General features: G+C 39.0%; 19 protein-coding genes and 1 other RNA gene. 6 read left to right on the forward strand and 14 right to left on the reverse strand.

Annotated elements, in window-relative coordinates:
* Positions 1-26: 26 nt before the first annotated feature.
* The 5 genes from mapZ to QM877_RS06535 all read right to left on the reverse strand — a co-directional run bounded on the left by mapZ (position 27) and on the right by QM877_RS06535 (position 4067).
* Positions 27-1490 carry a cell division site-positioning protein MapZ gene (gene mapZ / locus QM877_RS06515; protein ID WP_414317923.1) on the reverse strand — a complete coding sequence of 488 codons (1464 nt, stop codon included), beginning with the start codon at positions 1488-1490 and terminating at the stop codon, positions 27-29.
* A gap of 12 nt (positions 1491-1502) precedes the next feature.
* Entirely contained in the window at positions 1503-2660 is a 1158-nt protein-coding gene (locus QM877_RS06520) for a THUMP domain-containing class I SAM-dependent RNA methyltransferase (RefSeq protein ID WP_414317924.1), read from the reverse strand.
* 81 nt (positions 2661-2741) lie between these two features.
* Positions 2742-3122, reverse strand: an RNA gene (gene rnpB / locus QM877_RS06525) — RNase P RNA component class B.
* 18 nt (positions 3123-3140) lie between these two features.
* Positions 3141-3470, reverse strand: a complete 330-nt coding sequence (gpsB, locus tag QM877_RS06530) for a cell division regulator GpsB (protein ID WP_311522587.1) — start codon at positions 3468-3470, stop codon at positions 3141-3143.
* A 69-nt stretch (positions 3471-3539) separates the two neighbouring features.
* Entirely contained in the window at positions 3540-4067 is a 528-nt protein-coding gene (locus tag QM877_RS06535; RefSeq protein WP_414317961.1) for an SLOG family protein, read from the reverse strand.
* Positions 4068-4134: 67 nt separating this feature from the next.
* On the opposite strand from QM877_RS06535, the gene recU reads away from it, so the two are divergent.
* Positions 4135-4731: a Holliday junction resolvase RecU gene (gene recU, locus QM877_RS06540; protein WP_414317925.1), complete on the forward strand. Its 597-nt coding sequence runs from the start codon at positions 4135-4137 to the stop codon at positions 4729-4731.
* Complete coding sequence (gene pbp1a, locus QM877_RS06545) at positions 4728-6890, forward strand: penicillin-binding protein PBP1A (RefSeq protein WP_414317926.1); 2163 nt, start codon at positions 4728-4730, stop codon at positions 6888-6890. Before recU ends, pbp1a begins: the two co-directional genes overlap by 4 nt.
* Before the next feature lie 350 nt (positions 6891-7240).
* Here pbp1a and QM877_RS06550 read toward each other — a convergent pair whose 3' ends face one another.
* A complete protein-coding gene (locus QM877_RS06550) occupies positions 7241-9223 on the reverse strand; it encodes a peptide ABC transporter substrate-binding protein (protein WP_414317927.1) in 1983 nt (660 codons plus the stop codon).
* Positions 9224-9425: 202 nt separating this feature from the next.
* On the opposite strand from QM877_RS06550, the gene QM877_RS06555 reads away from it, so the two are divergent.
* Complete coding sequence (locus tag QM877_RS06555; protein WP_000032544.1) at positions 9426-9908, forward strand: S-ribosylhomocysteine lyase; 483 nt, start codon at positions 9426-9428, stop codon at positions 9906-9908.
* Between the two features lie 55 nt (positions 9909-9963).
* On the opposite strand, the gene QM877_RS06560 is transcribed toward QM877_RS06555, so the two are convergent.
* The 3 genes from QM877_RS06560 to pflB form a co-directional block, all read right to left on the reverse strand.
* The gene (locus QM877_RS06560; RefSeq protein ID WP_414317928.1) at positions 9964-12066 is read right to left on the reverse strand and encodes an AAA family ATPase; all 2103 of its coding nucleotides are present in this window, start codon (positions 12064-12066) and stop codon (positions 9964-9966) included.
* Positions 12067-12513: 447 nt separating this feature from the next.
* Complete coding sequence (locus QM877_RS06565; protein ID WP_414317929.1) at positions 12514-13899, reverse strand: IS1182 family transposase; 1386 nt, start codon at positions 13897-13899, stop codon at positions 12514-12516.
* Between the two features lie 139 nt (positions 13900-14038).
* Positions 14039-16354 (reverse strand): formate C-acetyltransferase, encoded by a 2316-nt coding sequence (gene pflB / locus QM877_RS06570; protein WP_315640860.1) that lies wholly within the window; start codon positions 16352-16354, stop codon positions 14039-14041.
* Between the two features lie 236 nt (positions 16355-16590).
* On the opposite strand from pflB, the gene dinB reads away from it, so the two are divergent.
* Positions 16591-17652, forward strand: a complete 1062-nt coding sequence (gene dinB / locus QM877_RS06575) for a DNA polymerase IV (protein WP_414317930.1) — start codon at positions 16591-16593, stop codon at positions 17650-17652.
* A 34-nt stretch (positions 17653-17686) separates the two neighbouring features.
* Here the strand turns inward: dinB and QM877_RS06580 are convergent, their stop codons facing one another.
* Together QM877_RS06580 and QM877_RS06585 are read right to left on the reverse strand one after the other, a co-directional pair.
* Entirely contained in the window at positions 17687-18532 is an 846-nt protein-coding gene (locus QM877_RS06580) for an undecaprenyl-diphosphate phosphatase (RefSeq protein ID WP_414317931.1), read from the reverse strand.
* Positions 18533-18593: 61 nt separating this feature from the next.
* Complete coding sequence (locus QM877_RS06585; protein ID WP_414317932.1) at positions 18594-20486, reverse strand: DUF2207 family protein; 1893 nt, start codon at positions 20484-20486, stop codon at positions 18594-18596.
* A 130-nt stretch (positions 20487-20616) separates the two neighbouring features.
* Here QM877_RS06585 and QM877_RS06590 point away from each other — a divergent pair, with 130 nt between their 5' ends.
* On the forward strand, positions 20617-22182 hold the full coding sequence (locus QM877_RS06590; RefSeq protein WP_045763619.1) for an ABC transporter substrate-binding protein/permease: 1566 nt from the start codon (positions 20617-20619) through the stop codon (positions 22180-22182).
* Positions 22182-22922, forward strand: a complete 741-nt coding sequence (locus QM877_RS06595) for an amino acid ABC transporter ATP-binding protein (protein WP_000081949.1) — start codon at positions 22182-22184, stop codon at positions 22920-22922. The genes QM877_RS06590 and QM877_RS06595 overlap by 1 nt, the downstream gene beginning before the upstream one ends.
* Positions 22923-23380: 458 nt before the next feature.
* Here the strand turns inward: QM877_RS06595 and QM877_RS06600 are convergent, their stop codons facing one another.
* The 3 genes from QM877_RS06600 to ilvA form a co-directional block, all read right to left on the reverse strand.
* On the reverse strand, positions 23381-23596 hold the full coding sequence (locus QM877_RS06600) for a hypothetical protein (RefSeq protein WP_001140700.1): 216 nt from the start codon (positions 23594-23596) through the stop codon (positions 23381-23383).
* 105 nt (positions 23597-23701) lie between these two features.
* Positions 23702-24598 carry an SPFH domain-containing protein gene (locus QM877_RS06605; protein ID WP_414317933.1) on the reverse strand — a complete coding sequence of 299 codons (897 nt, stop codon included), beginning with the start codon at positions 24596-24598 and terminating at the stop codon, positions 23702-23704.
* Between the two features lie 82 nt (positions 24599-24680).
* On the reverse strand, positions 24681-25931 hold the full coding sequence (ilvA, locus tag QM877_RS06610; protein ID WP_414317934.1) for a threonine ammonia-lyase IlvA: 1251 nt from the start codon (positions 25929-25931) through the stop codon (positions 24681-24683).
* Positions 25932-25980: the final 49 nt, after the last annotated feature.

Consider the following 25980-nt stretch of genomic DNA (forward strand, 5'->3'; position numbering starts at 1 on the left):
AAAGAAAGAATTTTGTAACAATTTGACTAGTAGTCTAAATCATCCGCATGTCCAGAACCATTCCCTACAAAGTAACCTGTCTTACAATTTAGGGTAAAGAGATAGGTACCATCTGGTTTATAAAGATTATAGTAGCCATTACCATTAACAATATTCACAGGTTCCAAAATATATTGGTTGCCTGTAATGTAGCCACGCGCACGCGAAGTCTCAAGAATGCGTTCAAGGACACCATCTGCAAAAGTCCAAGCAGGATCACTACTATCACTTACAGCTGCTTGATTGTACGGTACTCGACTGACACTTCTTTGTAGGTTCACACCATTGCTTGTTAGTCCACTATTTAGGATATTACTTGCTGAGGCTGTTTCACCTGCTGAAGTTGATGCATTAGCAGAGCTGCTAGCATTGCTTTCAGTTGCAGAACTTGACTCTGCTTGGCTTGATGAACTTGACTGACTACTGCTTGAGCTTGTAGAACTTGAAAGTTGACTTTTACCGAGACTAATAGCCTTAGCTAGCAGTTTATCAATTTCAGTATTCCCAGTCTTAACTTCGGTAAATTTAGCATCTGCCTTTACTTTAGCATTTGTATTTAGAACACCATCTGTAATAGCTGGTGTTTCAAATTGAGCATTAACATCTTGTACCGCTTTGATTTGTGTTTCAAGACTATCGTATTTTGATTTGGCAAGAGTATGCTCACTAGCTCCCTCAAGTTTATCTAAAAGCTCTTTGAGCTGACTCAGCTGACTAAACTGACTATTTTTTAGGGCAGTTTTATTCTCATCAGTATAAAAAGTATCATAAAGACTGTTAAATTGATTGAGAATTGCTTGATTACTTACCAAACCTGCATCAGATGACTGAGACTGAATTTCTTGGGAAGAACGCGTAATCTGACGATAAACATAGTAGCTACCCCCAATAATCAAGACAATAATCGCTAAAAGAGCTGACAAGATGAACCACAGTTTTTTGCGTCGTGGCTCATCTTCTGCTTGAGCAGAACGAGATAAGGATTGATGTTCCTCTTGCAAAGCTTCATCATCCTCTGCAACAAGGGGCTCAGTTTCAGATTCCACTAGGTTTTTATCCATAAGCAAGGTTTCTTCAAGGGGTGGAAGGAAAAATTCTTCCGTTGCTACCCCCTCTTCTTCAGCAGCAATCTCTAAGTCAGGGACTTCTTCTACTGGTTCAACCTCTTCATCAATTGTTTCTTTGGCGTCTTGAAGCAAATCATCTAGACTTCGAAGTTCCTCTTTCTTCGCCTGAATGTTAGTAAATTTATCAGCTTCGATTTCTTCACGGTGTTGTTTAATGTATTTGTCCAAAATCGTATCATCAGGAGTTACTCCTGCTTCGATTTCTTCATTTTTTCGAATAACTTGTCCAACTGTCAGATCCTTAGCTTCTTCAAAATCAAACTGAGGTTCCTGAAAGGTTTTCTCAGGTTCTAACAACTCTTCTTTTTTATCCTTTGGATCCATGGCAACTCCTTTCTAATCTGTCAAATTTCTTTTGACACGTTGACCAAAATATTGATATAAATCAACTTTTAAAGTACCATTGTAGAGTTTTCGTTTTTTGTCCGCCTGACTACCATATTTGCTTTCAAAGGCTTCGTCACTAGTCAGGATAAATTTACTCCACGTCTTGAGAGGCTCAAAAACCTCACCCATTTCAGCATAAAGTTTAGTTACTCCTGCATCAGATGACAGACGTTCCCCATATGGTGGGTTAGAGATAATCACCCCATTGATCTTATCCGTACGCAAATCCTGTACGCGCATCTGTTTAAAGAGAATATCTCCAGATACTCCTGCTGCCTGGGCATTGGCCTTGGCAATTTCTACCATACGACCATCGATATCACAGCCCATAATATCCAGTTCAATCTCTCGATCTATCTGCTTACTTGCCTCAGTTCTGACTTCTTGAATCAAGCGATCACTGACCCAGTTCCATTCTTCAAAGGCAAAGGAACGACGTAAACCAGGCGCCATCTTGCGCGCAATCATAGCCGCCTCAATACAGAAAGTTCCCGAACCACAAGTTGGATCAATCAAAGGCTTATCAGGGTACCAGTTTGACAGTTGCAAAATCGCAGCTGCCATATTTTCTTTGATCGGAGCTCCACCTTTTTCAGTACGGTAACCACGTTTAAAGAGACTTGACCCAGTTGTATCAATCATAACAGTCGCTACATCTTTCAAAATGGAAACTTCAATCTTGAACTCTGGACCATTTTCCATGAGAGGAACGCCCTCTGGTCGTGCATAATGTTTTTGTAATTTCTTAACAACTGCCTTCTTAGAAATCGCCTGCACACTTGGCTCATTGTGTAATTTTGATTTGACACACTTAGCCTTTGCAATTGGGAAACGTGCTCCAAGCGGGAGATAGTTCTCCCAATCTAGAGCAAAAACACCTTGGAAGAGTTCTTCAAATGTTTTTGCAGGAAAAGTTCCCACGACGATTTTGATTCTATCCGCAGCTCTTAGCCACAAGTTTGTTTGGATGATTGCTTTCACATCACCTTGAAAACGGACACGACCGTTTTCAACCTGACAATCGTAACCCAAATCTCTTACTTCACGCCCAACTACAGCTTCCAAACCCGCCGCAGCAGTCGCAATTAAATTAAATGTTGTTTTCATTTCAGTCTTTTATAGACCTTTCTTTATTCACTTTAAAAAATGAGGTTGAGAATATATCTCAGCCCCAACCTATATGCAATTTTCTATAAGCCATGTTTTGTTCCAGAAGTGACTAGGACCACTTCCTTCGATAATCATCTGTCTACCACTAGCAGCTCTAGCTGATAGTAGTCAGAGTACTACGTTCGTTTCCGCGCACTCCATGCCCCGACCAAAATTTGGGTTGCTAGCTTGAGGGGTTTACCGCGTTCCACTCTCTCCGTTTCCAGAGAGACTCCGTCACTGTGGCACTTTCAAGCCTACTCTGACCTATCAAAAGACTTAGCCATTTCAACTGCCGTAACGATTTCTCGTCCCTAGGCTTATGGTTTCGCCTAGCACAAACACTACAGGCATCACAGCCTGTGCTAGCATGGACTTTCCTCATGAAAAGAAATTCTCTTCACGCGATTATCCAAAAATTGCACAACAAAATCATTCTTAGAAATCAGAATTATCCAAGATTTGTTTGCCAAATACTTCTTTTTCAAGACGATTTAAACGTTTCAAAATATCAAAGTTTGTCATAGAAGTCGTACTTCCATGATCTGCTGATTCAGAAGTTGCTGGTGCCACTTGAGGTTTTTTCGCCAATTCTTCTTTGAGCTCCGCGATTTCTGAACGCAATGATTTTACTAATGCTGCATAAGTTTCATAATCCTTGATGACATCATCCAAGAATTCATCAACCTCTGCTTTACTATATCCACGTACTTCTCTCCCAAAATCCTGTTCAAAAATATCTTTTGCTGTAAAAATAATACTTGCCATATCTCTCTCCATTCTCAGTTGCTAGTATTATTATATAAAAAAAGGCAAACAAAAAGCAAGGTCAAAGGCTCAATTTTCGGAAAAATTTTCAGCTACTTCGTTTAATTCCTCAAATGTTAATCTTTTTGTAATATAGTTGTCTTTCTTTTTCATCAGTTCGTAAAAATACCTCAGTTTTGTTTCATTTTCTTCATCATAAAAAAGATAGGCTCCATCTGTATTTTCAAGTAAGAAAAGTTGATAATCTCGTAATTGACCCTTGTGTTCATAGTTTGGATAGGCGTATTTAATAAAATCAACTTGTTTAAATTCACTAAGTTTGACCTGATTCCCCTCATTCCAGTTTTCCCCATGAGTTTCAAAATCAAAGATAGTTGCAAGTTGGAAACCAAAGTCATCTTTCATATCTCTGGCTATCTCTAAAACCCAGTGTTCAAATCCCAGAGTTCCCGTAAATACCAACCATTTCAACCCTTCGTCTGCCATTTTTTCCAAATCTCTACGAATGGCTTTTTTAATAATTTTTAAACGAATATCTTTGTCATTAAACAATCCTAAATCAAAGCTAGAATAGCCTAAAACCAAGGCTGTATGCATTTTTTCACCCTTTCTGTTCACTTTTATGGTATAATAGAGTGATGTTATTGTACCAATAAGGAGAATTATGGTCAACTATCCTCATAAACTTTCATCGAAAAAAAAACAAGAAGTCACCTCACAAACTAAAAATTTCGCAAATCGCGGGATGACCTTTGAAAAGATGATCAATGCTACAAACGATTATTATCTGACACACAGTTTAGCTGTTATCCATAAGAAACCAACTCCTGTTCAGATTGTCCGCGTAGACTATCCGCAGCGTAGTCGGGCTAAGATTGTTGAAGCTTATTTTAGACAGGCATCGACTACCGATTATTCTGGAGTTTATGAAGGGTTTTACATCGATTTCGAAGCTAAGGAAACTAAGCAAAAACATGCCATTCCGATGAAGAACTTCCATCCTCATCAGATTCGGCATATGGAACAAGTCCTTGAACAAAAAGGGATTTGCTTTGTCCTTCTTCATTTTTCTTCTTATCAAGAAACGTATTTATTGCCGGCACTTGACCTCATCCGTTTTTATCATCAGGATATGGGGAAAAAGTCAATGCCGCTTGACTATATCAAAGAATTCGGTTATGTGATTGAGCAGTCTGCTTTTCCACAAATTCCTTACCTTGATACAGTCAAACAACATTTACTAGGTGGTAAAACAATATGAACAAACAAACTATCTTGCGCATCGTTAAATACCTCAGCATTGTTACGATTAGCTTATTTATCGTAGCTTTCCTACTTGGCGGTGGTGTATTTCTTCACTATGCAAACAAGGCTCCTGAACTCTCTGAAAGCAAACTTGTTGCAACTACATCAAGTAAAATTTATGATAGCAAAAATGAACTCATCGCAGATTTAGGTGCTGAACGTCGTGTCAATGCTCAAAGTAGTGACATTCCTACTGATCTTGTCAATGCGATTGTCTCTATCGAGGATCATCGCTTCTTTAACCACAGAGGAATTGATAGCATTCGAATAGCAGGAGCTTTCCTACGTAACCTCAGTAGTAATGGTGGTCTTCAAGGGGGATCAACCTTGACCCAGCAGTTGATTAAGCTGACTTATTTCTCAACATCAACAGCTGATCAAACCCTATCCCGTAAAGTTCAAGAGGCTTGGTTGGCTATCCAGCTAGAGCGAACTGCAACTAAGCAAGAAATATTGACCTATTACGTCAATAAGGTCTACATGTCAAATGGTAACTATGGTATGCAGACAGCTGCGGAAAACTATTATGGTAAGGACCTCAAAGACTTGTCCATCCCACAACTTGCACTCTTAGCAGGTATGCCACAGGCTCCAAACCAATACGATCCCTATTCTCATCCTGAAGCAGCCCTTGAAAGACGAAACCTCGTTTTGTCAGAAATGCAAAAGCTAGGCTACCTTACAGCCGAGCAATATGAAACAGCAATCAATACCCCGATCACAGATGGACTTCAAAGTCTAAAATCTGTTAATAGCTATCCACAGTACATGGATAACTATCTTAAAGAAGTTATTGACCAAGTAGAACAAGAGACAGGTTATAATCTATTAACAACAGGTATGGAAGTCTATACAAACGTTGACCAAGAGGTACAAAAACGCCTTTGGGATGTTTACAATACAGACGAATACGTTAACTATCCAGATGATGAACTTCAAGCTGCTTCTACTATCGTTGATGTTACAAATGGTAAAGTCATCGCTCAACTTGGTTCTAGACACCAATCAAGTAATGTTTCATTCGGTATCAACCAAGCCGTCGAAACAAACCGTGACTGGGGTTCTACTATGAAACCTATCACAGACTACGCTCCTGCACTTGAGTACGGAATCTTCGATTCTACTGCAGCAACGATTAATGATGCTCCTTATAACTATCCTGGAACAGACATTCCTGTCTATAACTGGGATAAGGCCTACTTTGGAAATATCACTCTCCAGTACGCAATTCAACAATCTCGTAACGTACCAGCCGTTAAAACACTTGAAAAAGTTGGATTAGACCATGCTAAGACCTTCTTGAATGGTTTAGGAATTGATTACCCATCAATGGTATACGCAAATGCTATCTCAAGTAATACAGTTGAATCTCATAAACAGTACGGAGCAAGTAGTGAAAAAATGGCTGCTGCCTATGCCGCCTTTGCTAACGGCGGTATTTATCACAAACCAATGTATATCAATAAAGTTGTCTTTAGCGATGGCAGTTCAAAAGAGTTTTCAGATCAAGGTACTCGCGCCATGAAGGAAACAACCGCCTACATGATGACAGAAATGATGAAAACCGTATTAACATACGGAACTGGTCGTGGAGCCTACATGTCATGGCTTCCACAAGCTGGTAAAACTGGTACTTCAAACTATACAGACGATGAAATTGAGAACTACATTAAGAACACTGGCTATGTTGCTCCAGATGAAATGTTCGTAGGATATACCCGTAAGTATTCAATGGCCGTTTGGACTGGTTACTCAAACCGTCTTACTCCAATCGTAGGAGATGGATTTAGAGTCGCTGCAAATATCTACCGCTCAATGATGGGATATCTGTCAGAGGATGATCATCCTGGTGATTGGACAATACCTGAAGGTTTGTATCGTAACGGAGAATACGTCTTTAAGAACGGTGCTCGTAACAGCTGGATTCCACAGTCAACTCAAGCAAGTTCGACAACAGAGAGCTCAAGTTCAAGTACAACTTCAACAACTGAAAGTCCAAGCTCTTCGAATGATAATACGAATGGCACTACCAATCCAAATGCCTCAGTACCAAACACAACTACAAATAGTCAACAACAAAATCCAGCCCCACAAAATACACAAGGGCAGCAATAAAATATAAAAAACTGAGGATTTATTCTCAGTTTTTTGTATGCAGTTTTTTATGGTGGAATCTTAATTTCTACCAGGTCAAACTTTTTAAAAATATGTAGAGAAACAACTGAACAGGTTAAATATCTCAATCGCAACCTTATCCCCAACACAAATCAAATAGTCGGGAAAACTGTTTAAAATTATAGATAAAAGATACCTTATATTTATGTAGTTTATCTATGAACTGGGGCGTGACTTAGAATGTCTGTTCTACTACTTCAATGCAGTGCTTGAACTAATAACCAAAATGTCAAACTGATGTCTCAGGAATGATATCAAAAAGGCCAGACTTTTTGTCCGACCTCTTTTTCTTATTTTACATGTTTTGCAAGATCTTCTTGCGCTTTTTTATTAGATTCTTCTTTTTCTTTCTTCCATTTATCTTGAGCTTTTTGATATTCATCAGCAGTTACTGGCTTATCTTGAAGGTCAAGGTATTTGTACAAGAGGGCTTCACTTGTTCCCTTGTTACCTGAGTAAGCAAATGGAAGTGTGAATGGCACCATCTTAGACAACATTGGACGTCCAGTTTTAGAAGTTGTTGGAATAATCAATGCACTATCTGTCAACCAAGCTTGGGCAGCAGCATATTTATCATAACGTTTTGAGACGTCAGTGTCTTCATTTCCAGCTTCAACAACCATCTTTTCGTAATCTTCCAAACCAACTTGTTTGGCAGCAGCGTTATTTGTGCCTGAATCAAATCCTAGGTAAGTCTTAGTATTTTCACCTACTGATGGTTTGATGATATCAAGGTAAGTAGATGGGTCGATATAGTCCGGAGACCAACCAACGTTATCTGAAAGGTCCCAATCTTCACCGGCAGCCGTTTCAGCAAAGTAAGTAACATTGAGGACTTCATCTTTTTGAAGTTGTTGAATGTCAATGACAACATTGTCAGTTCCTAACGTTGCTTCAAGTGATTGTTTCAATGATTGAACACGTTGAACTTTTGTAGTATTGGTTTGGTCAACTGGCATATCCAAATGAATTGGGAATTGAACACCCTCCGCTTGGAGAGCTGTCTTAGCCTTAGCAAACTCTGCTTTTGCTTTTTCAGGATTGTAAAGACCGTCTTGAGCGTCTTCTAGATTAACATCTTTCCACTCATCACCATAGGTCACTAATTTTTCCTTAACTAAGTCACCAAAGTTTTTACCATCTGCTTGAACAAATGTTGGTGGTACGAACAAGTTACGAAGGAGTTTGCTTGCTCCACTTTCTCCATTAACTTGAGAAGCATAAGCTGTTCTATCAAAACCAAAGGCGATGGCTTGACGGAAGTCTTTGTTAAGAAGAGCTTTCTTAGTTGAAGTCTTTTGCTCGTCTGTAGTCTTAGAAGTATATTTGTAAGACTGACGGTCAATATTCGTACCGACTAAGAAAGTTGTAGAATCTTGTGTTGTATAAACGATGTTATCCTTAAACTCTTTTTCAAGTTCAGAGTAGCTTCCACTTGTTGGGAAGAGAAGGGCCATTGAGAAACCACCATCTTTAAAGGTTTCTGCAAGTTTGTTATTGTCTTGACCATCCCAGAATGAAAGTTTTACTTTATCAATATGAACATTGTCCTTATCCCAGTAGTTTGGATTCTTTTCAAATTCTACTGAAGATTTTGCTACCAATGATTTCAACAAGAAAGGACCATTATAAAGGATACTGCTTGGATCTGTTGCTTTAGCAAAGTCACTTCCTTTAGAAGTAAGGAATTCTTCATTGACTGGTGCAAGAATTCCCATGGTTGTCTTAGAGTTCCAGAAGCTTTCTGGTTTGTTCAAAGTGTATTGAACTGTTTGATCATCTACAGCCTTGATTCCAACATCTGAGAAGTCTTTGACTTCACCTTTTACATAAGCATCCAAACCTTTAATAGATTCTTGAACAAGATAAAGGGCTTCTGACTTATTGTCAGCCGCATACTTAAGACCTGTTACAAAGTCTTGCGCTTTCACTGGTGCATACTCTTCGCCTTCAGAAGTGTACCACTTAGCATCCTTACGGATTGTGTAAGTGTAAGTCAATCCGTCTTTAGACACTGACCAATCTTCTGCCAAAGATGGCACGAAGTTACCGTAGCGGTCATTCTCCATCAAACCGTCAACGACATTACTTGTGATATTAGCAACCGCAGCCTTACCAGTTGTCAGATAGTTAAGACTATCTGGATCTGTTTCATAAACATAAGAAAAAGTTTTCTCACCCTTTGCACTAGAGCCTGAACCTGAACAAGCTGCCAAAACACCAGACGCTAACAGAGTCACCCCTGCTAGGGCCATTACTTTTGAAAATTTCATAATAAACTCCTTTATGACTTTTTATACATTATAATCCCTTTTCAGCCAAGTGTCAATACAATTTTCAGAATTTTTTAAATTGATTTAAAAATATTGTTATGAGAAATTTTTCTAAAAACCAGCTGAGAAAAAGTTCTTTTATTGACAGTTCTCAAACAAATCTTTATGATATAATGAAAGAAGAAAAACGAAAGGAAATACCATGTCAAAAGAAGTTATTGTTGAAAGTTTTGAACTTGATCACACCATTGTCAAAGCACCTTATGTCCGTTTAATTGGGGAAGAAACAGGTCCTAAGGGAGATATCATTTCTAACTTTGATATCCGCTTGGTTCAACCAAATGAAGACTCTATCCCGACTGCTGGCCTTCATACTATTGAGCACCTCTTGGCTAAGCTCATCCGTACTCGCATTGATGGTATGATTGATTGTTCACCATTTGGGTGTCGTACAGGTTTCCATATGATTATGTGGGGACGTCATACTAGCGCAGAAATCGCTGCTGTCATCAAGGATTCACTAAAGGAAATCGCTGAAACCACAACTTGGGAGGATGTCCCAGGAACAACCATTGAGTCTTGTGGTAACTACAAGGATCACAGTCTATTTTCAGCTAAGGAATGGGCAAAATTGATTCTTGAACAAGGAATCTCAGATGATGCCTTTGAACGCCATGTAATTTAACAAAAAAAGAACCAGTTTTTTCAACTGGTTCCTTTTTTATTCTCAAAATCTTGATTTAAGCTTTTTCACGAATGACCAAGACACCATCTTCCATGTCGGCTTCAAGGTGTTTAGCATCAAGATTATCTAAGTGGAAGTCTGTTACTTTGTCACGAATTTGTTGTTCAACTACTCGACGGAGTGGACGAACACCCATGACTTCATCATAACCTTCTTCAGTCATGTATTCTTTGGCTGCATCGCTCACTGCCAAGTCGATTTCTTTCTTAGCAAGTGTCTTATTGACATCAATCAACATCAAATCCACAATCTTAGAAAGATCTTCCTTGCTCAAGTGTGAGAATTCGATCACAGCGTTAAAGCGGTTGAGGAATTCTGGACGGAAGTATGGTTTCAAACGATCCATGAGCTCTGGTTTGTCCGCATCTTCTGTCAAGTTGGCTTCATAACCAAAGCCTGCATTTGAAGTTGCGATAATCACCGTATTCTTGAAGTTTACCGTGTTACCTTGACCGTCTGTTAAACGACCATCATCCAATACTTGAAGAAGAAGAGTAATCACTTGAGGGTCTGCCTTTTCAATCTCGTCAAGAAGGACGATTGAGTATGGATTACGACGAACTCGCTCAGTCAAGGTATTGTTGTTGTCATCGTAACCAACATAACCTGCAGTGGTACCAATTAATTTAGAAACGGCTGTACGATCGCTGTATTCTGACATGTCCAAACGAATGATGGCATCTTTAGTTCCGAACATATCAAGTGCTAATTGTTTAGCCAACTCAGTTTTACCAACACCAGTAGGACCTACAAAGAGGAAGCTACCGATTGGGCGATTTCCTTCGTCAAAGCCTGCACGGTTCCGACGAATCGCTTTGGCAACGGCTTCAACAGCTTTATCTTGACCGATAACCTTAGTTTGCAAACGGTGGCCCATATCTTTCAAACGTTCAATATCAGTTGCACCCATTTGTGAAACAGGAATACCTGTCATACGTTCTACAGACTCAGCTACGTCATTAACAGTCGCTGTCACCTTGTGATCTTCAGTATGGTTGGCAATTTGTTTTTCAAGTTCTTCGATACGAATTTTTGCATTAAGGGCTGCTTCGTAATCTTCTTTAGCAGCTGCAGCTTCTTGTTTAGCTTTTTCTTCTTCAATTTCATGTTCCACAGCATGTACATCTGTCACTGGGTGTTGTGCTGCCAAGTGAGCAGCTGTCACATCGACCAAGTCGATAGCCTTATCTGGCAAGCTACGTTGTGGAATGTATTGAACAGAGTAATCAACGGCCGCTTTCAAAACTTCATCTGGCAAAATAACATTGTGGTGTTGTTGATAAAGATCACGGATCCCTTGGAGAATCTTGAAAGTATCTTCAGCAGATGGTGCATTAACTTTTACTTCGTTGAAACGACGAGCAAGAGCAGCATTTTTCAAAATAGTGTTGCGATATTCATCTTGAGTTGTTGCCCCAATCACTGTCAATTCACCACGTGAAAGAGCTGGTTTCAAAATATCAGCAAGCCCCTTAGATCCTTGACCATCCCCTGTGCTACCTGCACCAAGGATTTGATGAATTTCGTCGAAGAAAAGGATAATATTTCCAGCTTCTTTAACTTCTTTTACCAAGTTCTGAATATTTTCTTCAAAGCTACCACGGTATTGAGTACCAGCTTCAAGTCCAGAAATATCAATAGAAATGATTTCTTTGTTCTTGATTGCTGCTGGAACGTCACCATTCACAATAGCTTGAGCCAATCCTTCAACTACTGCCGTTTTACCAACACCAGCATCCCCAACAAGAACTGGGTTATTCTTTGTACGACGAGAAAGGATTTCAGATGTTTCTTGAATTTCCTTGTTACGTCCAATAACCGGATCTAACTTACCTTCACGAGCTTCTGCTGTTAAGTTACGTCCAAGTTTCGCAAGAATACCATCTTGTTTCATACCTTTCCCTTGAACGTACTGAGTTTGAGCACTCCCTTCGCTAGGAAGTTGACCTGTTTGACGGTAAATCGCGAATTCTTCAGGTGTTACTTCACGACCGTTAATCAAGTAACGACGGTTTTCTGAACTATATCCACGCATACCACCCATCAATTGGTTAAATAAATCATCCATGTTGTTAAAGTTATTAAAGTTGTTATTCATATTTCATACCTCGTTTGTTTTCAAATTTACTTAGTCAAAACGATTTGACTTTCTCTGACTTTTGTTTTAAAAAATTTAGACTAGCTACTTGCTACTCTACGTATAATTTCTGGTTTTTCTTTATCCAATGTAGATTTTGTAATTGGAATTCTAAAAATACTAATGTTAAACATAGGTTGCACCTCTTTTCTAGGTTTTACCCATACTTTGATCTCAAGATAACATAGACAATCACCTTAAAATCAAGGTTTTCTAAGGATTTTCTTATCCTTATGTTCTTAGTATATCACTTTAGTCAGTAATAGTCAATATGTTTGACCAATTTTAACCAACTTTTTTAAATATTTTTTTATACCAAAAAACCAGTCAAAATGACTGGTTTCAGAACGAAGACAAACGTCATTTTTGGCGTTTGTCTTTTTCTCTTTTCAAAAATAGTTTGTCTCATCATCTGATATTCCATTCAAAAATCTGTATTTGAGAAAAATAAAAAGGGATATTTCCTATCCATTTCACTAATTTTTTGATATTTAAACACGCCAAAGTAAGCCCAACCTGATCCTGCATTTTGGACTTTCCTTTCTCTCTAGTGTATCTCAAATTATGGTATTCCTTAGCCGTCCCAAAGAGTCGTTCAATTGTTTCTTTGCGCTTCTTATAGAGCTCTTTCATTTCTCTTTGGTGACGAATCTCCTCACAAAATTCAAGGGCATCTTTCCAGACATGTCTCGTTACTACTTTTTGAAAATTCTTGCTTTGGGTACAAACGGATAAGAGGGGGCAGGAAACACATACTTTAGGATTACTCTTATACTCACGGTAGCCTTCTCGAGTGGTCGTGCGATAGTTTAGTACTTGATTTTCTGGACAGACATAACAATCATGGCTTGCATCATAAACAAAATTACTAGGTCTTAAGTTTCCCTTTACTCCCTTTGGACGAGTATAAGGAAAGACAGGGATGATGTTACGTTCTAATAAATAATGGGCAATAACTGGTGTCTTGTAACCTGAATCCGCAATAATATAGTGTGGGGAGAAAGGCTCTAACTTTGAAAATAGGGCAGGGAAGGCCTGACTATCATGAACATTTCCTGCTTCAACCGTATAAGCTAAGGCCCAACCATGCTTATCACAAGCAACTTGAGCAGAATAGGCAAATACTTCCTTGTATTCGCCCTTGTGAAACCAACCACACTCGGGATCTGTTGTTGAGATCTTCTTTTCCTTGGCCTCACTTTCTTTTGCGGGCTTTAAGGACTTTTTTTCGTGTTTTTTCCTATCTAAATCAATCTCAACTGCCAATTGTTCACTCATAAATTTAGCTTGTTGGTCTACCATTTCCTTACGATACTTGTGACTATTAGCCGCCGCTTTGATATGGGTACCATCCACAAATATTTCAGAAGGATCAATTAAGCCAGCATACAAAGCTTGGCTGAGAACTTGGGAAAAAATCTCAGAAATGAGTTCTTTATCTTGAAAACGACGGCTGTAATTCTTTCCATAGGTAGTAAAATGAGGGACCTTATCATCTAAAGTTAGTCCAAGAAACCAACGATAGGCCACATTTACTTCAATATCTTTCATGGTTTGGCGCATGGAACGAATGCCATAAAAACATTTAATCAAAGGAATTTTGACTAGCATGACGGGATCAAGACTAGGACGACCATTATCTGGGCTATAGGTATTTTCTACCAAATCATAAATAAAGTCAAAATCAACCTTTGAATCTACTTGTCGAAGAAAGTTATCTTCTGGGACCAATTCGTCTATTGTATAGAAACCATATTGCTTACGGTTATAATCAGGTTTTTCTTTGTGAAACATAGGGAACACCTCACAACTTTTCTTACCTCTATTATACGACTTTACACAAAGAAAAGCCCTTAGAAACTGGACTTCCAAGGACTTTGTCTTCAATCTGAACCAGTCAAAATGACTGGTTTTTATTTACTATTTATGAATCTTAGCTCAATGCATCATCCATTGAAAGAACTTCGTGGAAGACACGTTGTGTCAATTCAGTTTTTTGTTCTGGAGTGAGGTACTTAGTATTTACACAGTATCCTGAGATACGTACGATTACGTCTTCACCTGACATGATCTTTTCGTAAACATCGTTCAAGTCCATAACGTTCAAGTTAACGTGTTGTCCACCGTTTTCGAAGTAACCATCAAGGATTGTTACCAAGTTATCAACTTGTTCGTCACGAGTTTTACCAAGAGCACGTGGTGATACTTGAGTTGTCAATGAGATACCATCAGCTGCGTAACCAAAGTCAAGGCTAGCAAGTGAGTTCAAGTTTTGCAACCATCCACCTTTAGCTTTGTTAGATGGGTTAGCACCTGGTGAGAAGAATTCAAGTTTAGACAAGTTCACTGAACCATCTTCGTTGAGGTATACACCTTTGTGGACTGGAGAGTTACCAGTTTGTTTAGAGTAAGCAACGTTAGATGTGATTGTCAAAAGTGATACTGTAGCTTCTGCGTCTTTGTAAAGTTTGTGGCTACGTAGACGAGTTGTGTAAGCTTCGATCAACCATTCTGCCAATTCGTTTGAACGTGGGTCATCTTCACCCCAACGTGGGTATTCACCGATTGTTTCGTAATCGTAGATGTAGCCATTTTCGTCACGGATTGGTTTAACTGTAGCGTACTTGATAGCTGACAATGTGTCAACAGTATTAGCGAATCCACAGATACCAAATCCCATGTTAGCACGTTGTTTAGTTGGCAAGAAGGCCATTTGAACAGCTTCGTAGTTGTACTTGTCAGTCATGTAGTGGATGATGTTCAAAGCATCTACGTAAGTGTCAGTCAACCAGTCAAGAGATTTTTCAAAGTTAGCTTTAACTGATTCGAATTCAAGAACTTCATCACGGATTGGTTCGATGTCAAATACTTTGTAGTCTTTATGAACATCATCGTAACCACCGTTCAAACCAGTAAGAAGAGCTTTAAGAACGTTAACGCGAGCACCGAAGTACTGGATGTTGTGACGTTGTTCTTCATTTTCTGGGTCAAGTGGAGACACACAGCATGAGATACAGCTCATTTCACCATATCCGTCTTTAGCCATTGTTGTTACACCTTCATATTGGATAGAAGAGTGTTTGTGGCTCATGTGCATACAGTAGCGACGGAAGTTGTATGGCAATTTATCAGTCCAAAGAACTGTCAAGTTTGGTTCTGGAGAGTTACCGATGTTGTCAAGAGTGTTCAAGAAACGGTAGTCCATCTTAGTAACACGGTGACGACCGTCGTTACCCATACCAGCCATTGAAGTTGTGATGAAGGTTGGGTCACCTGAGTACAATTGGTCGTAAGCTTTTGTACGAGCAAATTTAACTGTACGAAGTTTCATAACGAAATCATCAACAAATTCTTGGATTTCTGATTCAGTAAATGTACCACGAGCAAGGTCACGTTCTGCAAAGATGTCCAATACGATTGGCACACGTCCAAGAGATGTAGCCGCACCGTTGATAACACGGCAGACAGCCATGAAGGCAATGTTTACCCATTGGATAGCTTCTTTAACGTTCATCGCTGGTTTACGAACATCAACTCCGTAAAGGTCACCTAAGCGTACAACTTGTTGCAATGCTTGATATTGAAGGTTGATTTCTTCACGAAGACGGATTGTTTCTTCATCGATTTCTTCGATTGCGTTCCAGTCGTTAACTTTTTCTTGCATCAAGTAGTCTGCACCGTAAAGAGCAAGACGTGCATAAACACCGATGATACGTCCACGTGAGTATGCATCTGGAAGACCAGTTACAGTGTGAGCGTGACGAGCACGACGGATGTTTGAAGTGTAAGCACGGAAGATACCATCGTTAACAGTTGTTACGTATTTAGTGAAAATTTCGTGAACAGCTGGATCTGGTTCGTATCCATTTTCTTTCAAAGTAGTTTCAGCCATACGGATACCACCTTTTGGCATGAAGTTCAATTTGAAGAGTTCATCGTTTTGGATACCATAAATCAATTCGTTTTCTTTGTCGATAAATCCAGCAGGAATATCAGCAATAGAAGTTGGACGAGTGTCCATTGGGAAACGAGTTTCTTCGTAGTGTGCTTTAGTTTCTTCTACGATTTTTTTGATGTGAAGTGAACGCTCTGTTGGTCCTGCAAGGAAGCTTTCATCTCCATCATAAGGTGTGTAGTTAGCTTGTACAAAGCGTGATACACTTGCTTTTTCTTTCCAGTCAACACCTTTAAAGCCTTCCCAGGCTTTGTCAAAAATGTCCTGTGCTTCAACAACTGTCTTAACAACCATGTTAATTCCTCTTTTTTCTTTCTAGTAACAGTCATCTGTTACATTCATGTATTCAGTATAACACACAGTAAACGATTTCAACAACTAAAAACTCACTTTTTTAACACTTTCTTTTCTAATACAGTTCAAAATATACCACAAACTGTATTATATTTTTGAAAGAGATTATTTGATTTTCATTTTTTCAGAAAAAGAGTATAATAAAATTAAACAAACTAGCACTGAGAGGTTTCTTCATGTTGATTTTTCCACTAATGAATGATTTATCTCGTAAAATCATCCATATTGACATGGATGCCTTTTTTGCTGCTGTTGAAATTCGAGACAATCCCAAACTTAAAGGGAAGCCAGTTGTGATTGGTAGTGACCCTAGAAAAACTGGTGGTCGCGGTGTTGTTTCTACCTGTAGCTATGAAGCACGAGCATTTGGCATCCACTCAGCCATGAGTTCTAAAGAAGCCTATGAACGTTGCCCCCAAGCAGTTTTCATATCTGGAAACTACGAAAAATATATAGTTGTTGGTCAACAGATTCGAGCTATTTTCAAACGTTATACGGATAAGATTGAACCTATGAGTATCGATGAAGCTTTTCTAGACGTGACTGAAAACAAACTCGGTATCAAGTCCGCTGTTAAAATCGCTCGACTAATTCAACAAGATATTTGGAATGAACTTCATTTGACCGCTTCTGCTGGTGTGTCTTATAATAAATTCTTAGCTAAAATAGCCAGCGATTACCAAAAACCTCGAGGTCTGACAGTTATTCTCCCTGATGAAGCTGAAGATTTTCTCAAACAAATGGATATCGCTAAATTCCACGGTGTAGGTAAGAAAACAGTTGAGAAATTGCATCAAATGGGCGTATTCACAGGAGCTGACCTTTTAAAAATTTCTGAAATTAGTCTCATTGACCGTTTTGGTAGACTCGGTTTTGACCTGTATCGCAAGGCTCGTGGCATTGATAATTCTCCCGTCAAATCCAATCGCATTCGTAAGTCTATCGGAAAAGAAAAAACTTATAGTAAAATTCTCAATCTAGAAGAGGATATCAAAAAAGAGCTAACCCTCCTTTCGGAAAGAGTTGCCCTTAGTCTTCAAAAACATGAAAAATCTGGAAAGATTGTTATTTTAAAAATCCGCTATGCTGACTTTTCTACAATGACTAAGCGAAAAAGCTTATCTCAAAAGATCCAAGATGCTGAAACTATTTCACAAATAGCTATCCAACTTTACGAATCTCTGGCAGATAAAGATAAAGACGTTCGCTTATTGGGTGTCACTGTGACTGGATTTTAAAACCTTGAAGGAAGCTTCCCTCAAGGTTTTTTTCTTATACAAATAATCGAATAAAGCTATAAAGTAGCAAGACACTACCAAGAACAATACGGTATTTACCAAACATCGTAAAGTCGTGTTTTTTAACATAGCTGGTCAAGAAACGAATGGCAACCATGCTGACTGCAAAAGCGACTACCATAGCAACTAGAAGTAAGAAAAATTGACCAAAGCTCAATACTTCTCCTGCTTTAATGAATTTAAAAATCTTCAAAGCACTGGCTCCAAACATAACTGGAATTCCTAGGTAGAAGGTAAACTCAGTTACTACTGAACGACTAGTTCCATTTAACAAACCACCAACGATAGTCGCACCGGAACGGCTAGTCCCTGGTAAAAGGGCCAAGACTTGGAAAAGTCCGATATAGAGGGCCGTTTTATAAGGCAACTTGTCTAGCTCTGTGACTGTTGGCTCAATTGCTTGCGCTTTGTTGCGTTTTTCAAGATAAATAAAGGCAACCCCATAAACAATCAACATAATGGCTACTGAAACCATATTATGGAAGTGAGTATCAAACCAATCATCAAACTTAAAGACTAAAAGAAGAGGAAGAGTCGCTACAAAAACTTTGGACCATAACTGCCAAGTTCTACGGATTTCCACTTTATCCTTACCTGGTTTGAAAGGATTAAGTTTGTTAAAGTAGATAACCATTACGGCTAGGATCGCACCCAGTTGAATGACTACGTTAAACATAGACATGAAGGCTTCACTCTGGTCTTTATACTGGACAAATTCTTCTGCTAGGATCAAGTGACCTGTACTTGAAATCGGCAACCATTCCGTAATTCCTTCAACAATACCAAAAAAGATAGATTTTAAAATTTCAATAAGATACATAGATAACTCCTTTTTCTATCCTCCATTATATCATACTTTTATAAGCTGTGTTTAGTTTTCTTTAAAAGGCACCGATACTACCGCCACCGCCACCGCCTGAGAAGCCGCCTCCAGAACTTCCATTACTAGAAGATACTGAGTAAGTACTTGCCGTATTTGCGACACTGGCATAATGGCTCATTTGCGCTGTTGAATGGTAAAACATGCTATGCCAGCCATAGGCTACATAGAGATTGATATCTGGATTTTCAACTTGGATCTGGTGAACCTTCATCAAATGGCTAACCTTGTCAGCATATCCAAACAAAGTTGCATACACCAGTAGGCGATTCCAGACTACAATACTTTCCAACTCTGCCTGATCCAGTCGTGCAATCTCACGCAACATATTTTCAAAGCTCGTCCAAAGATAATAGACTTCAGCTCCTACTTCATTTAGAACACCATCACGATTATCTAGTCGAAGCTTCCAATAATAGAAAACAGTCAAAATTAAACCCAATGAGCCAAGTATTGGCAAGGGGAGGTAAAGATAGCCATGAACGTCCAAACTGTACAAGAACAAACCAAATCCGATGATTAGCGGCAAAATAGTAGAAACACCCATACTCACTTGCAAGATCTTTTCCCCGCTAGTCAAGGGACGATAATAAGCTGGTAGCCCCAAGAAAGAGACTCGGTCCTCCACCCCTTCTTGCATCTCTTTCAATGCTCTTTCAAAAGAATATTTGAGCTTACGGCCTTTTGTTTGAATCCGTTTTTCATCAGTAGCTTTCGCTCCACGGTAAAGGCTCTCAGAGACCTTATAATCTGCAAACAAATCGGAAACAGCAACTTCTTTTTTACCTGAAAAGGCCAGATTTAGGCAGGTCCTCTCAAAGCTTGCCAAGCCATCTTCTTTTACTAACCTTAAAGCAACTACATCTCCTTCTGAAATAATAGAGACATTACCACGGTCGATTACATCTAGTAAGGTAGCCTGAATAAGCTGGTTGAAGGTGAATTTGCCTGCTCCTTTGATTAGAGGGCTTACTTCCTCCAAGGAGGTCGAGTAAACAGCTTCAGATAAAACCATAGGCTCTAATTCCATCGGCGGTTCATAGAGACGATGATTTTTGGCATATTTGACTGAAGGAGTGGTTTTTCTTCTATAAATAAAATAGAAGCAGATACTCAATAACAAGGAGATGGAAAGTATTGAAGGAAACACCCAAGTAACGAGTTGTTTACTCTGCTCTTTATCTCTAACAATCGAGTCTTCTATCTTGTTAAACTCTTCTAAACGATTTCCTTTTAAGCCCTGATCCATAGCGCTAGCAAAATCGGTTCGAGGCCAGTAGGCATGCAACTCGACTCCACGCTGAGACGGAAGATTATCGAAACGAATAGTATAGTCAGGACCAATCTGCTCAATCCTTCCCTCTCTAAAAAGTTGCCCTGTGTGGAAAAAGAGTTTTTCAGCCCCATTATCTCCCCTTACATGAAACTCAAACTTTTCAATAGATTCTGAACTGTCGGTTAAGGGTTGCCAATTTAATTCAGCGATATCATTATATAAGAAAAGAAGATTTTTCAAATGCCAGGTAAGTTCCACTTCAACCCTGTCCCCTTCCTGACCTGGATTATAAACTTTAACAGTATAACCATTCGTTTCTTCTGTCACTTCGCTAGTAAAATTTTCGATTTTATGACCATTTTTAAAGGCCTCAACCTTTGGATCAGGATCAATTTCAAATCCGCTAGGCATCTTGCCTGCACGACCAAGACCCACGATTTGCCCATTAAAATCATCCTCGAACTGGTAAACTATCTTCTGCCTAAATTCCGCTGTATTATCTGCATGAATATACAGTTCTCCATTATAGAATGGAATGCTAAACTCCACGGCAAAAACCAGTTTGGGAACAATTATCAGACAAGTAAATATAAGTACTATTAACCATCTTTTTTTCATAATATAGCCTCTTTTGACCTTTTTCTCATTATATCATTTTTTTCCAAGTAAGGGTTTACTAGGATTGAAAAACTTGATAATTTTCGATACAATAGAGAGAAGCAATTTTAGACTAGAAATAGGAGAAAACATGAAAAAATTATGCTTAACTATCCTTGCTAGCCTGGCCCTTACTTTAGGACTAGTTAGCCAGGTCCAAGCCGATGAATATTTACGCATCGGTATGGAGGCAGCCTACGCACCCTTTAACTGGACTCAAGATGACGACAGTAACGGCGCTGTCAAAATCGATGGAACCAACCAATATGCTAATGGTTACGACGTCCAAATAGCTAAAAAGATTGCTAAGGACCTAGGCAAAGAGCCCTTGGTTGTTAAAACCAAGTGGGAAGGACTTGTTCCAGCCCTTACTTCTGGTAAGATTGATATGATCATTGCAGGTATGAGCCCAACTGCTGAACGCAAACAAGAAATTGCATTTTCAAGCAGCTACTATACTAGCGAACCAGTACTTTTGGTTAAAAAGGATTCTGCCTATGCAAATGCCAAATCACTAGAGGACTTTAGCGGAGCAAAAATCACTTCTCAACAAGGTGTTTACCTTTATGACTTAATTTCACAAATCTCAGGCGCTCAGAAGGAAACTGCCATGGGAGATTTCGCCCAAATGCGTCAAGCTCTTGAAGCTGGTGTCATTGATGCCTACGTTTCTGAACGTCCTGAAGCCCTAACTGCCGAATCAGCAAACGCTAAGTTCAAAATGATTCAGCCTGAACCTGGTTTTAAAACTGGTGAAGAAGATACATCTATCGCAATTGGACTTCGTAAAGATGATGACCGTATCAGCCAAATCAACGCCAGTATTGAAACCATTTCTAAAGATGAACAAGTTGCGCTCATGGATCGTATGATTAAAGAGCAACCAGCAGAATCTACAACGACAGAAGAAAGCAACAGTAATTTCTTTGGTCAAGTCGCTAAAATTCTGACTGAAAACTGGCAACAACTCTTGCGTGGTGCTGGTATTACCCTTCTCATTTCAATTATCGGTACCATCGTTGGTCTCGCTATCGGTCTTGCTATCGGTGTCTTCCGCACGGCACCTCTATCTGAAAACCAATTTATCTTTGGCATCCAAAAACTAATCGGTTGGATTCTCAATATCTATATCGAAATTTTCCGTGGAACACCTATGATTGTACAATCTATGGTTATCTACTATGGAACTGCTCAAGCTTTCGGGATCAACCTAGACCGTACGCTAGCTGCCATCTTTATCGTTTCGATCAACACTGGTGCTTACATGACTGAAATTGTTCGTGGTGGTATCCTAGCTGTTGATAAGGGACAATTTGAAGCAGCAACTGCACTTGGTATGACTCATAACCAGACCATGCGTAAGATTGTTTTGCCTCAAGTTGTTCGAAATATTCTACCAGCAACTGGTAATGAGTTCGTCATCAACATCAAGGATACTTCTGTATTGAACGTTATCTCTGTTGTAGAACTTTACTTCTCAGGAAATACAGTAGCAACACAAACCTACCAGTACTTCCAAACCTTTACCATCATCGCAGTTATCTACTTTGTCCTCACCTTCACAGTAACGCGTATCCTACGCTTCATCGAAAAACGTATGGATATGGATACCTACACGACAGGTGCTAACCAAATGCAAACGGAGGATTTGAAATAATGAGTCAACCAATCCTTGAAATCAAACACCTCAAAAAATCCTACGGGCAAAACGAGGTCCTAAAAGACATCTCTCTCACTATTCACAAAGGTGAAGTGATTTCTATCATCGGTAGTTCCGGTAGTGGTAAATCAACCTTCCTACGTTCTATCAACCTTCTCGAAACACCAACTGAAGGTGAGATCCTTTATCACGGTGAAAACGTCCTTGAAAAAGGGTATAACCTCACTCACTATCGTGAAAAACTAGGCATGGTTTTCCAATCCTTTAACCTCTTTGAAAATCTCAACGTTCTTGAAAATACGATTGTTGCACAGACAACTGTCCTCAAACGTGAACGATCAGAAGCAGAGAAAATTGCTAAAGAAAACCTTGAAAAAGTTGGAATGGGAGAGCGCTACTGGCAAGCTAAACCAAAACAACTTTCTGGTGGTCAAAAGCAACGTGTAGCCATTGCTCGCGCGCTTTCTATGAATCCTGATGCCATTCTCTTTGACGAGCCTACTTCAGCCCTTGACCCTGAAATGGTCGGTGAAGTTCTAAAAATCATGCAAGAATTAGCTCAAGAAGGCTTGACAATGATCGTTGTAACCCACGAAATGGAATTTGCTCGTGACGTATCACACCGTGTCATCTTTATGGACAAAGGTGTGATTGCAGAAGAAGGCAAACCTGAAGATTTATTTACAAATCCTAAAGAGGAACGTACAAGAGAATTTTTACAACGCTATTTAGGATAAGACAAAAGCGGTTAGATAAACCTCTTAAACCAAGAGTTGTTTTCCTATCCAATCCCCAATCAACATTGAGTCAAAGGCTCATGAACATAAAAATCAAGGTCGGAGTTTTTTATCCCGACCTCTTTTTATATACTTTAAAAATCAGCTTTATCCCTTCTTCTGTTTCCTGAGCAAGTATTGCTTGTAGCTATATTCCTAATCTTTTATTTGATTTTCATGAGTGATACTCAATGAAAATCAAAGAGCAAACTAGGAAGCGAGCCGCAGGCTGTACTTGAGTACGGCAAGGCGAAGCTGACGTGGTTTGAATTTGATTTTCGAAGAGTATGAGATCACTCAGCTCACTGTCAACCTAGCTCATCCTAACAAATAGATTTGTTGATTAGGTCATAGCATGGCTATTTCTCCATTCCATAAATAAAAGCAGACCCTAATTAGAGTCTGCTTGTATCCAAAGATTAATCTTCAAATTTTTCATGATTTTTTTCATAGAAATCAATTAATCCAAGGGCTGTTTCAAAGGAAATATTTTTAACTTTTGCACGTCCTTGAGCTAGAGCAATGATAGACATTTCACGTGCATTCGTTTCTTTAGAAATACGATAACCAGTGATCTTCTTATCACGAACCCAGCTAACAACTGATTCTACTTTTTCAAAGTTAGTCTTAGCCATGTTTTTCTCCTATTTTATTCTTTACGATATTTAATTGTATACGTTTTTATGGCATTTGTCAATAAAAAAACATATATCCAATCAAATAAGACGTTAAGATTTAGTTTACTTGGCTTTTAAAGCCGATAATATATGGGTTCGTATATCTTCAACTCCGTTAGGATTTGCTGGTAAGAAAATTGTATTATTACCTTGTTTTTCTGCAAAATTATTCAATGTATCTAAATACTGGTTAGTTAACAAGATTGACATGATTTGCTCTTCAGTTAATTCAACATTGGCTCCTTTTAACTCTTTAATAGAATCAGCAAGTCCATCAACAATTGCTTTTCGTTGCTCTGCGATCCCCACACCATGTAGGCGATCCTTTTCTGCCTCTGCTTCGGCCGCTGTTACGATCTTAATTTTATCTGCTTCGGCCAATTCTTGTGCTGCTACTCTCTTACGTTGAGCAGCATTGATTTCATTCATCGATTGCTTGACTTCCGCATCCGGCTCTACTTTGGTAATGAGCGTTTTGACGATAATGTACCCATACGTTGACATTTCTTCCGCTACTTGTTTTTGAACTTCTAATGCAATTTCATCCTTTTTCTCAAACAATTCATCCAAAGTTAACTTAGGAACTGATGAGCGCAATGCGTCTTCAATATAAGATTTGATTTGAGCCTCAGGTCTCATTAGTTTATAGTAAGCATCTGTAACATTTTGTTCATTTACTCGGTACTGTGTCGCAACATTCATCGTCACAAATACGTTATCTTGAGTCTTGGTTTCCACAACGATTTCACTTTGCAAGAGACGCAGTTGTACACGAGCTGCAATTTTATCAATCCCAAATGGTGCTCTTAGGTGAATACCACTATTGCTCAATTTTTGATACTTACCAAATCGTTCAACGATAGCTACTGATTGTTGTCGAACAACATAGATTGAGCTCATTAATATAGCTCCTACAATAAGCATTAGAATAATTAGAACAAGTATAACTTTTAAAACCATGGGAATCTCCCCCTTTCTTCACTTACATTATAGCACTAGCAAATAGGTTAGGCAAATAATATGATAAAAATTTTATAGCATATTAAACAAGCATATTATATAGGGTCTCATTCCCATTCAAGTTAATATAAGATGGGTCAAATTTTTCCATTCGATGAATCAATCCCGCATAATCATGTTTATCAGCAAGTGCAATCCCTATTAGTACTGGACCAGTTCCCTTGCTAGCTCGTTTGATATATTCAAAACGAGTAATATCATCATGAGGTCCTAAGATATCATTTACAAACTCTCGAAGTGCTCCCGGACGTTGTGGGAAATTCACTACAAAGTAATGCTTGATACCATCATAAATCAAGGCACGTTCTTCCATCTCTGGCATACGGTTGATGTCATTATTCCCTCCAGAAATGATACAACAAATGGTCTTGCCCTTAATATAATCGGATAATACTTCTAGAGCTGCAACACTAGCAGCACCCGCAGGTTCTGCTACGATACCTTGTTTAGAATAAAGATCAATTAAGGTCTCAGAAATCAAACCTTCATCCACTCCGATAAGAGTTTCTACATGTTTGCGTGTTGCTTCATAGGTCAACTGTCCTACCTTTTGCACAGCAATTCCATCCGCAAACTTGTCAATTTCTTTAAGTTTAACCGGTCCTCCAGCTTCAAAGGCAGCCTTCATAGAACGAGCACCTTCAGCCTCTACTCCAATGACCTCAATCTGAGGATTTGTCTCTTTAATATAAGTAGAAACACCTGAAATGAGACCTCCGCCTCCAACAGGTACCAAGACAGTATCAAATTCAATAGATTCTTTACGAGCTTCTTCTAAAATTTCATAGGCTACCGTACCCTGACCAGCTTGAACATAGGGATCATCAAAGGGGTCAATAAAAGTACGATTTTCAGCTACGGTAAAGTTTTGAGCAGCCTTGGCTGAAGCATCAAAAGTATCCCCTACTAATTTGATAGTAACAAAATCTCCTCCAAAGAAACGAACCTGACCAATTTTCTGTTGAGGTGTCGTAATTGGCATAAAGATTGTTGCAGGAATCTTCATCTCATTACATGTGTAGGCAACTCCTTGAGCGTGATTTCCCGCTGAAGCACACACTACACCACGTTCACGTTCCTCTTTTGTCAATTGGGAAATTGCGTAATAAGCCCCACGAATTTTAAAAGAACGGACACGTTGAGCATTTTCCTTTTTAAGATAAATTTTCGCTCCGTATTTTTCGGATAAATAATGATCGTAGTCAAGTGGCGTATTGGCTACTACACCACTCAAAACCTTGTGGGCTTTCACCACATCTTTTGCACTTAGCATAATCTCCTCCTAGATGAGTTTTCAAGATAAAAAACGAGTTAGGTTCCCC

The sequence above is a fragment of the Streptococcus infantis genome (assembly GCF_047463655.1).
Lineage (GTDB): Bacteria > Bacillota > Bacilli > Lactobacillales > Streptococcaceae > Streptococcus > Streptococcus infantis_Z.

Coding starts and splice junctions, on each gene's coding strand:
- mapZ (WP_414317923.1), bottom strand. CDS start 1,490: ATGGATCCAAAGGATAAAAAAGAAGAGTTGTTAGAACCTGAGAAAACC.
- QM877_RS06520 (WP_414317924.1), bottom strand. CDS start 2,660: ATGAAAACAACATTTAATTTAATTGCGACTGCTGCGGCGGGTTTGGAA.
- gpsB (WP_311522587.1), bottom strand. CDS start 3,470: ATGGCAAGTATTATTTTTACAGCAAAAGATATTTTTGAACAGGATTTT.
- QM877_RS06535 (WP_414317961.1), bottom strand. CDS start 4,067: ATGCATACAGCCTTGGTTTTAGGCTATTCTAGCTTTGATTTAGGATTG.
- recU (WP_414317925.1), top strand. CDS start 4,135: ATGGTCAACTATCCTCATAAACTTTCATCGAAAAAAAAACAAGAAGTC.
- pbp1a (WP_414317926.1), top strand. CDS start 4,728: ATGAACAAACAAACTATCTTGCGCATCGTTAAATACCTCAGCATTGTT.
- QM877_RS06550 (WP_414317927.1), bottom strand. CDS start 9,223: ATGAAATTTTCAAAAGTAATGGCCCTAGCAGGGGTGACTCTGTTAGCG.
- QM877_RS06555 (WP_000032544.1), top strand. CDS start 9,426: ATGTCAAAAGAAGTTATTGTTGAAAGTTTTGAACTTGATCACACCATT.
- QM877_RS06560 (WP_414317928.1), bottom strand. CDS start 12,066: ATGAATAACAACTTTAATAACTTTAACAACATGGATGATTTATTTAAC.
- QM877_RS06565 (WP_414317929.1), bottom strand. CDS start 13,899: ATGTTTCACAAAGAAAAACCTGATTATAACCGTAAGCAATATGGTTTC.
- pflB (WP_315640860.1), bottom strand. CDS start 16,354: ATGGTTGTTAAGACAGTTGTTGAAGCACAGGACATTTTTGACAAAGCC.
- dinB (WP_414317930.1), top strand. CDS start 16,591: ATGTTGATTTTTCCACTAATGAATGATTTATCTCGTAAAATCATCCAT.
- QM877_RS06580 (WP_414317931.1), bottom strand. CDS start 18,532: ATGTATCTTATTGAAATTTTAAAATCTATCTTTTTTGGTATTGTTGAA.
- QM877_RS06585 (WP_414317932.1), bottom strand. CDS start 20,486: ATGAAAAAAAGATGGTTAATAGTACTTATATTTACTTGTCTGATAATT.
- QM877_RS06590 (WP_045763619.1), top strand. CDS start 20,617: ATGAAAAAATTATGCTTAACTATCCTTGCTAGCCTGGCCCTTACTTTA.
- QM877_RS06595 (WP_000081949.1), top strand. CDS start 22,182: ATGAGTCAACCAATCCTTGAAATCAAACACCTCAAAAAATCCTACGGG.
- QM877_RS06600 (WP_001140700.1), bottom strand. CDS start 23,596: ATGGCTAAGACTAACTTTGAAAAAGTAGAATCAGTTGTTAGCTGGGTT.
- QM877_RS06605 (WP_414317933.1), bottom strand. CDS start 24,598: ATGGTTTTAAAAGTTATACTTGTTCTAATTATTCTAATGCTTATTGTA.
- ilvA (WP_414317934.1), bottom strand. CDS start 25,931: ATGCTAAGTGCAAAAGATGTGGTGAAAGCCCACAAGGTTTTGAGTGGT.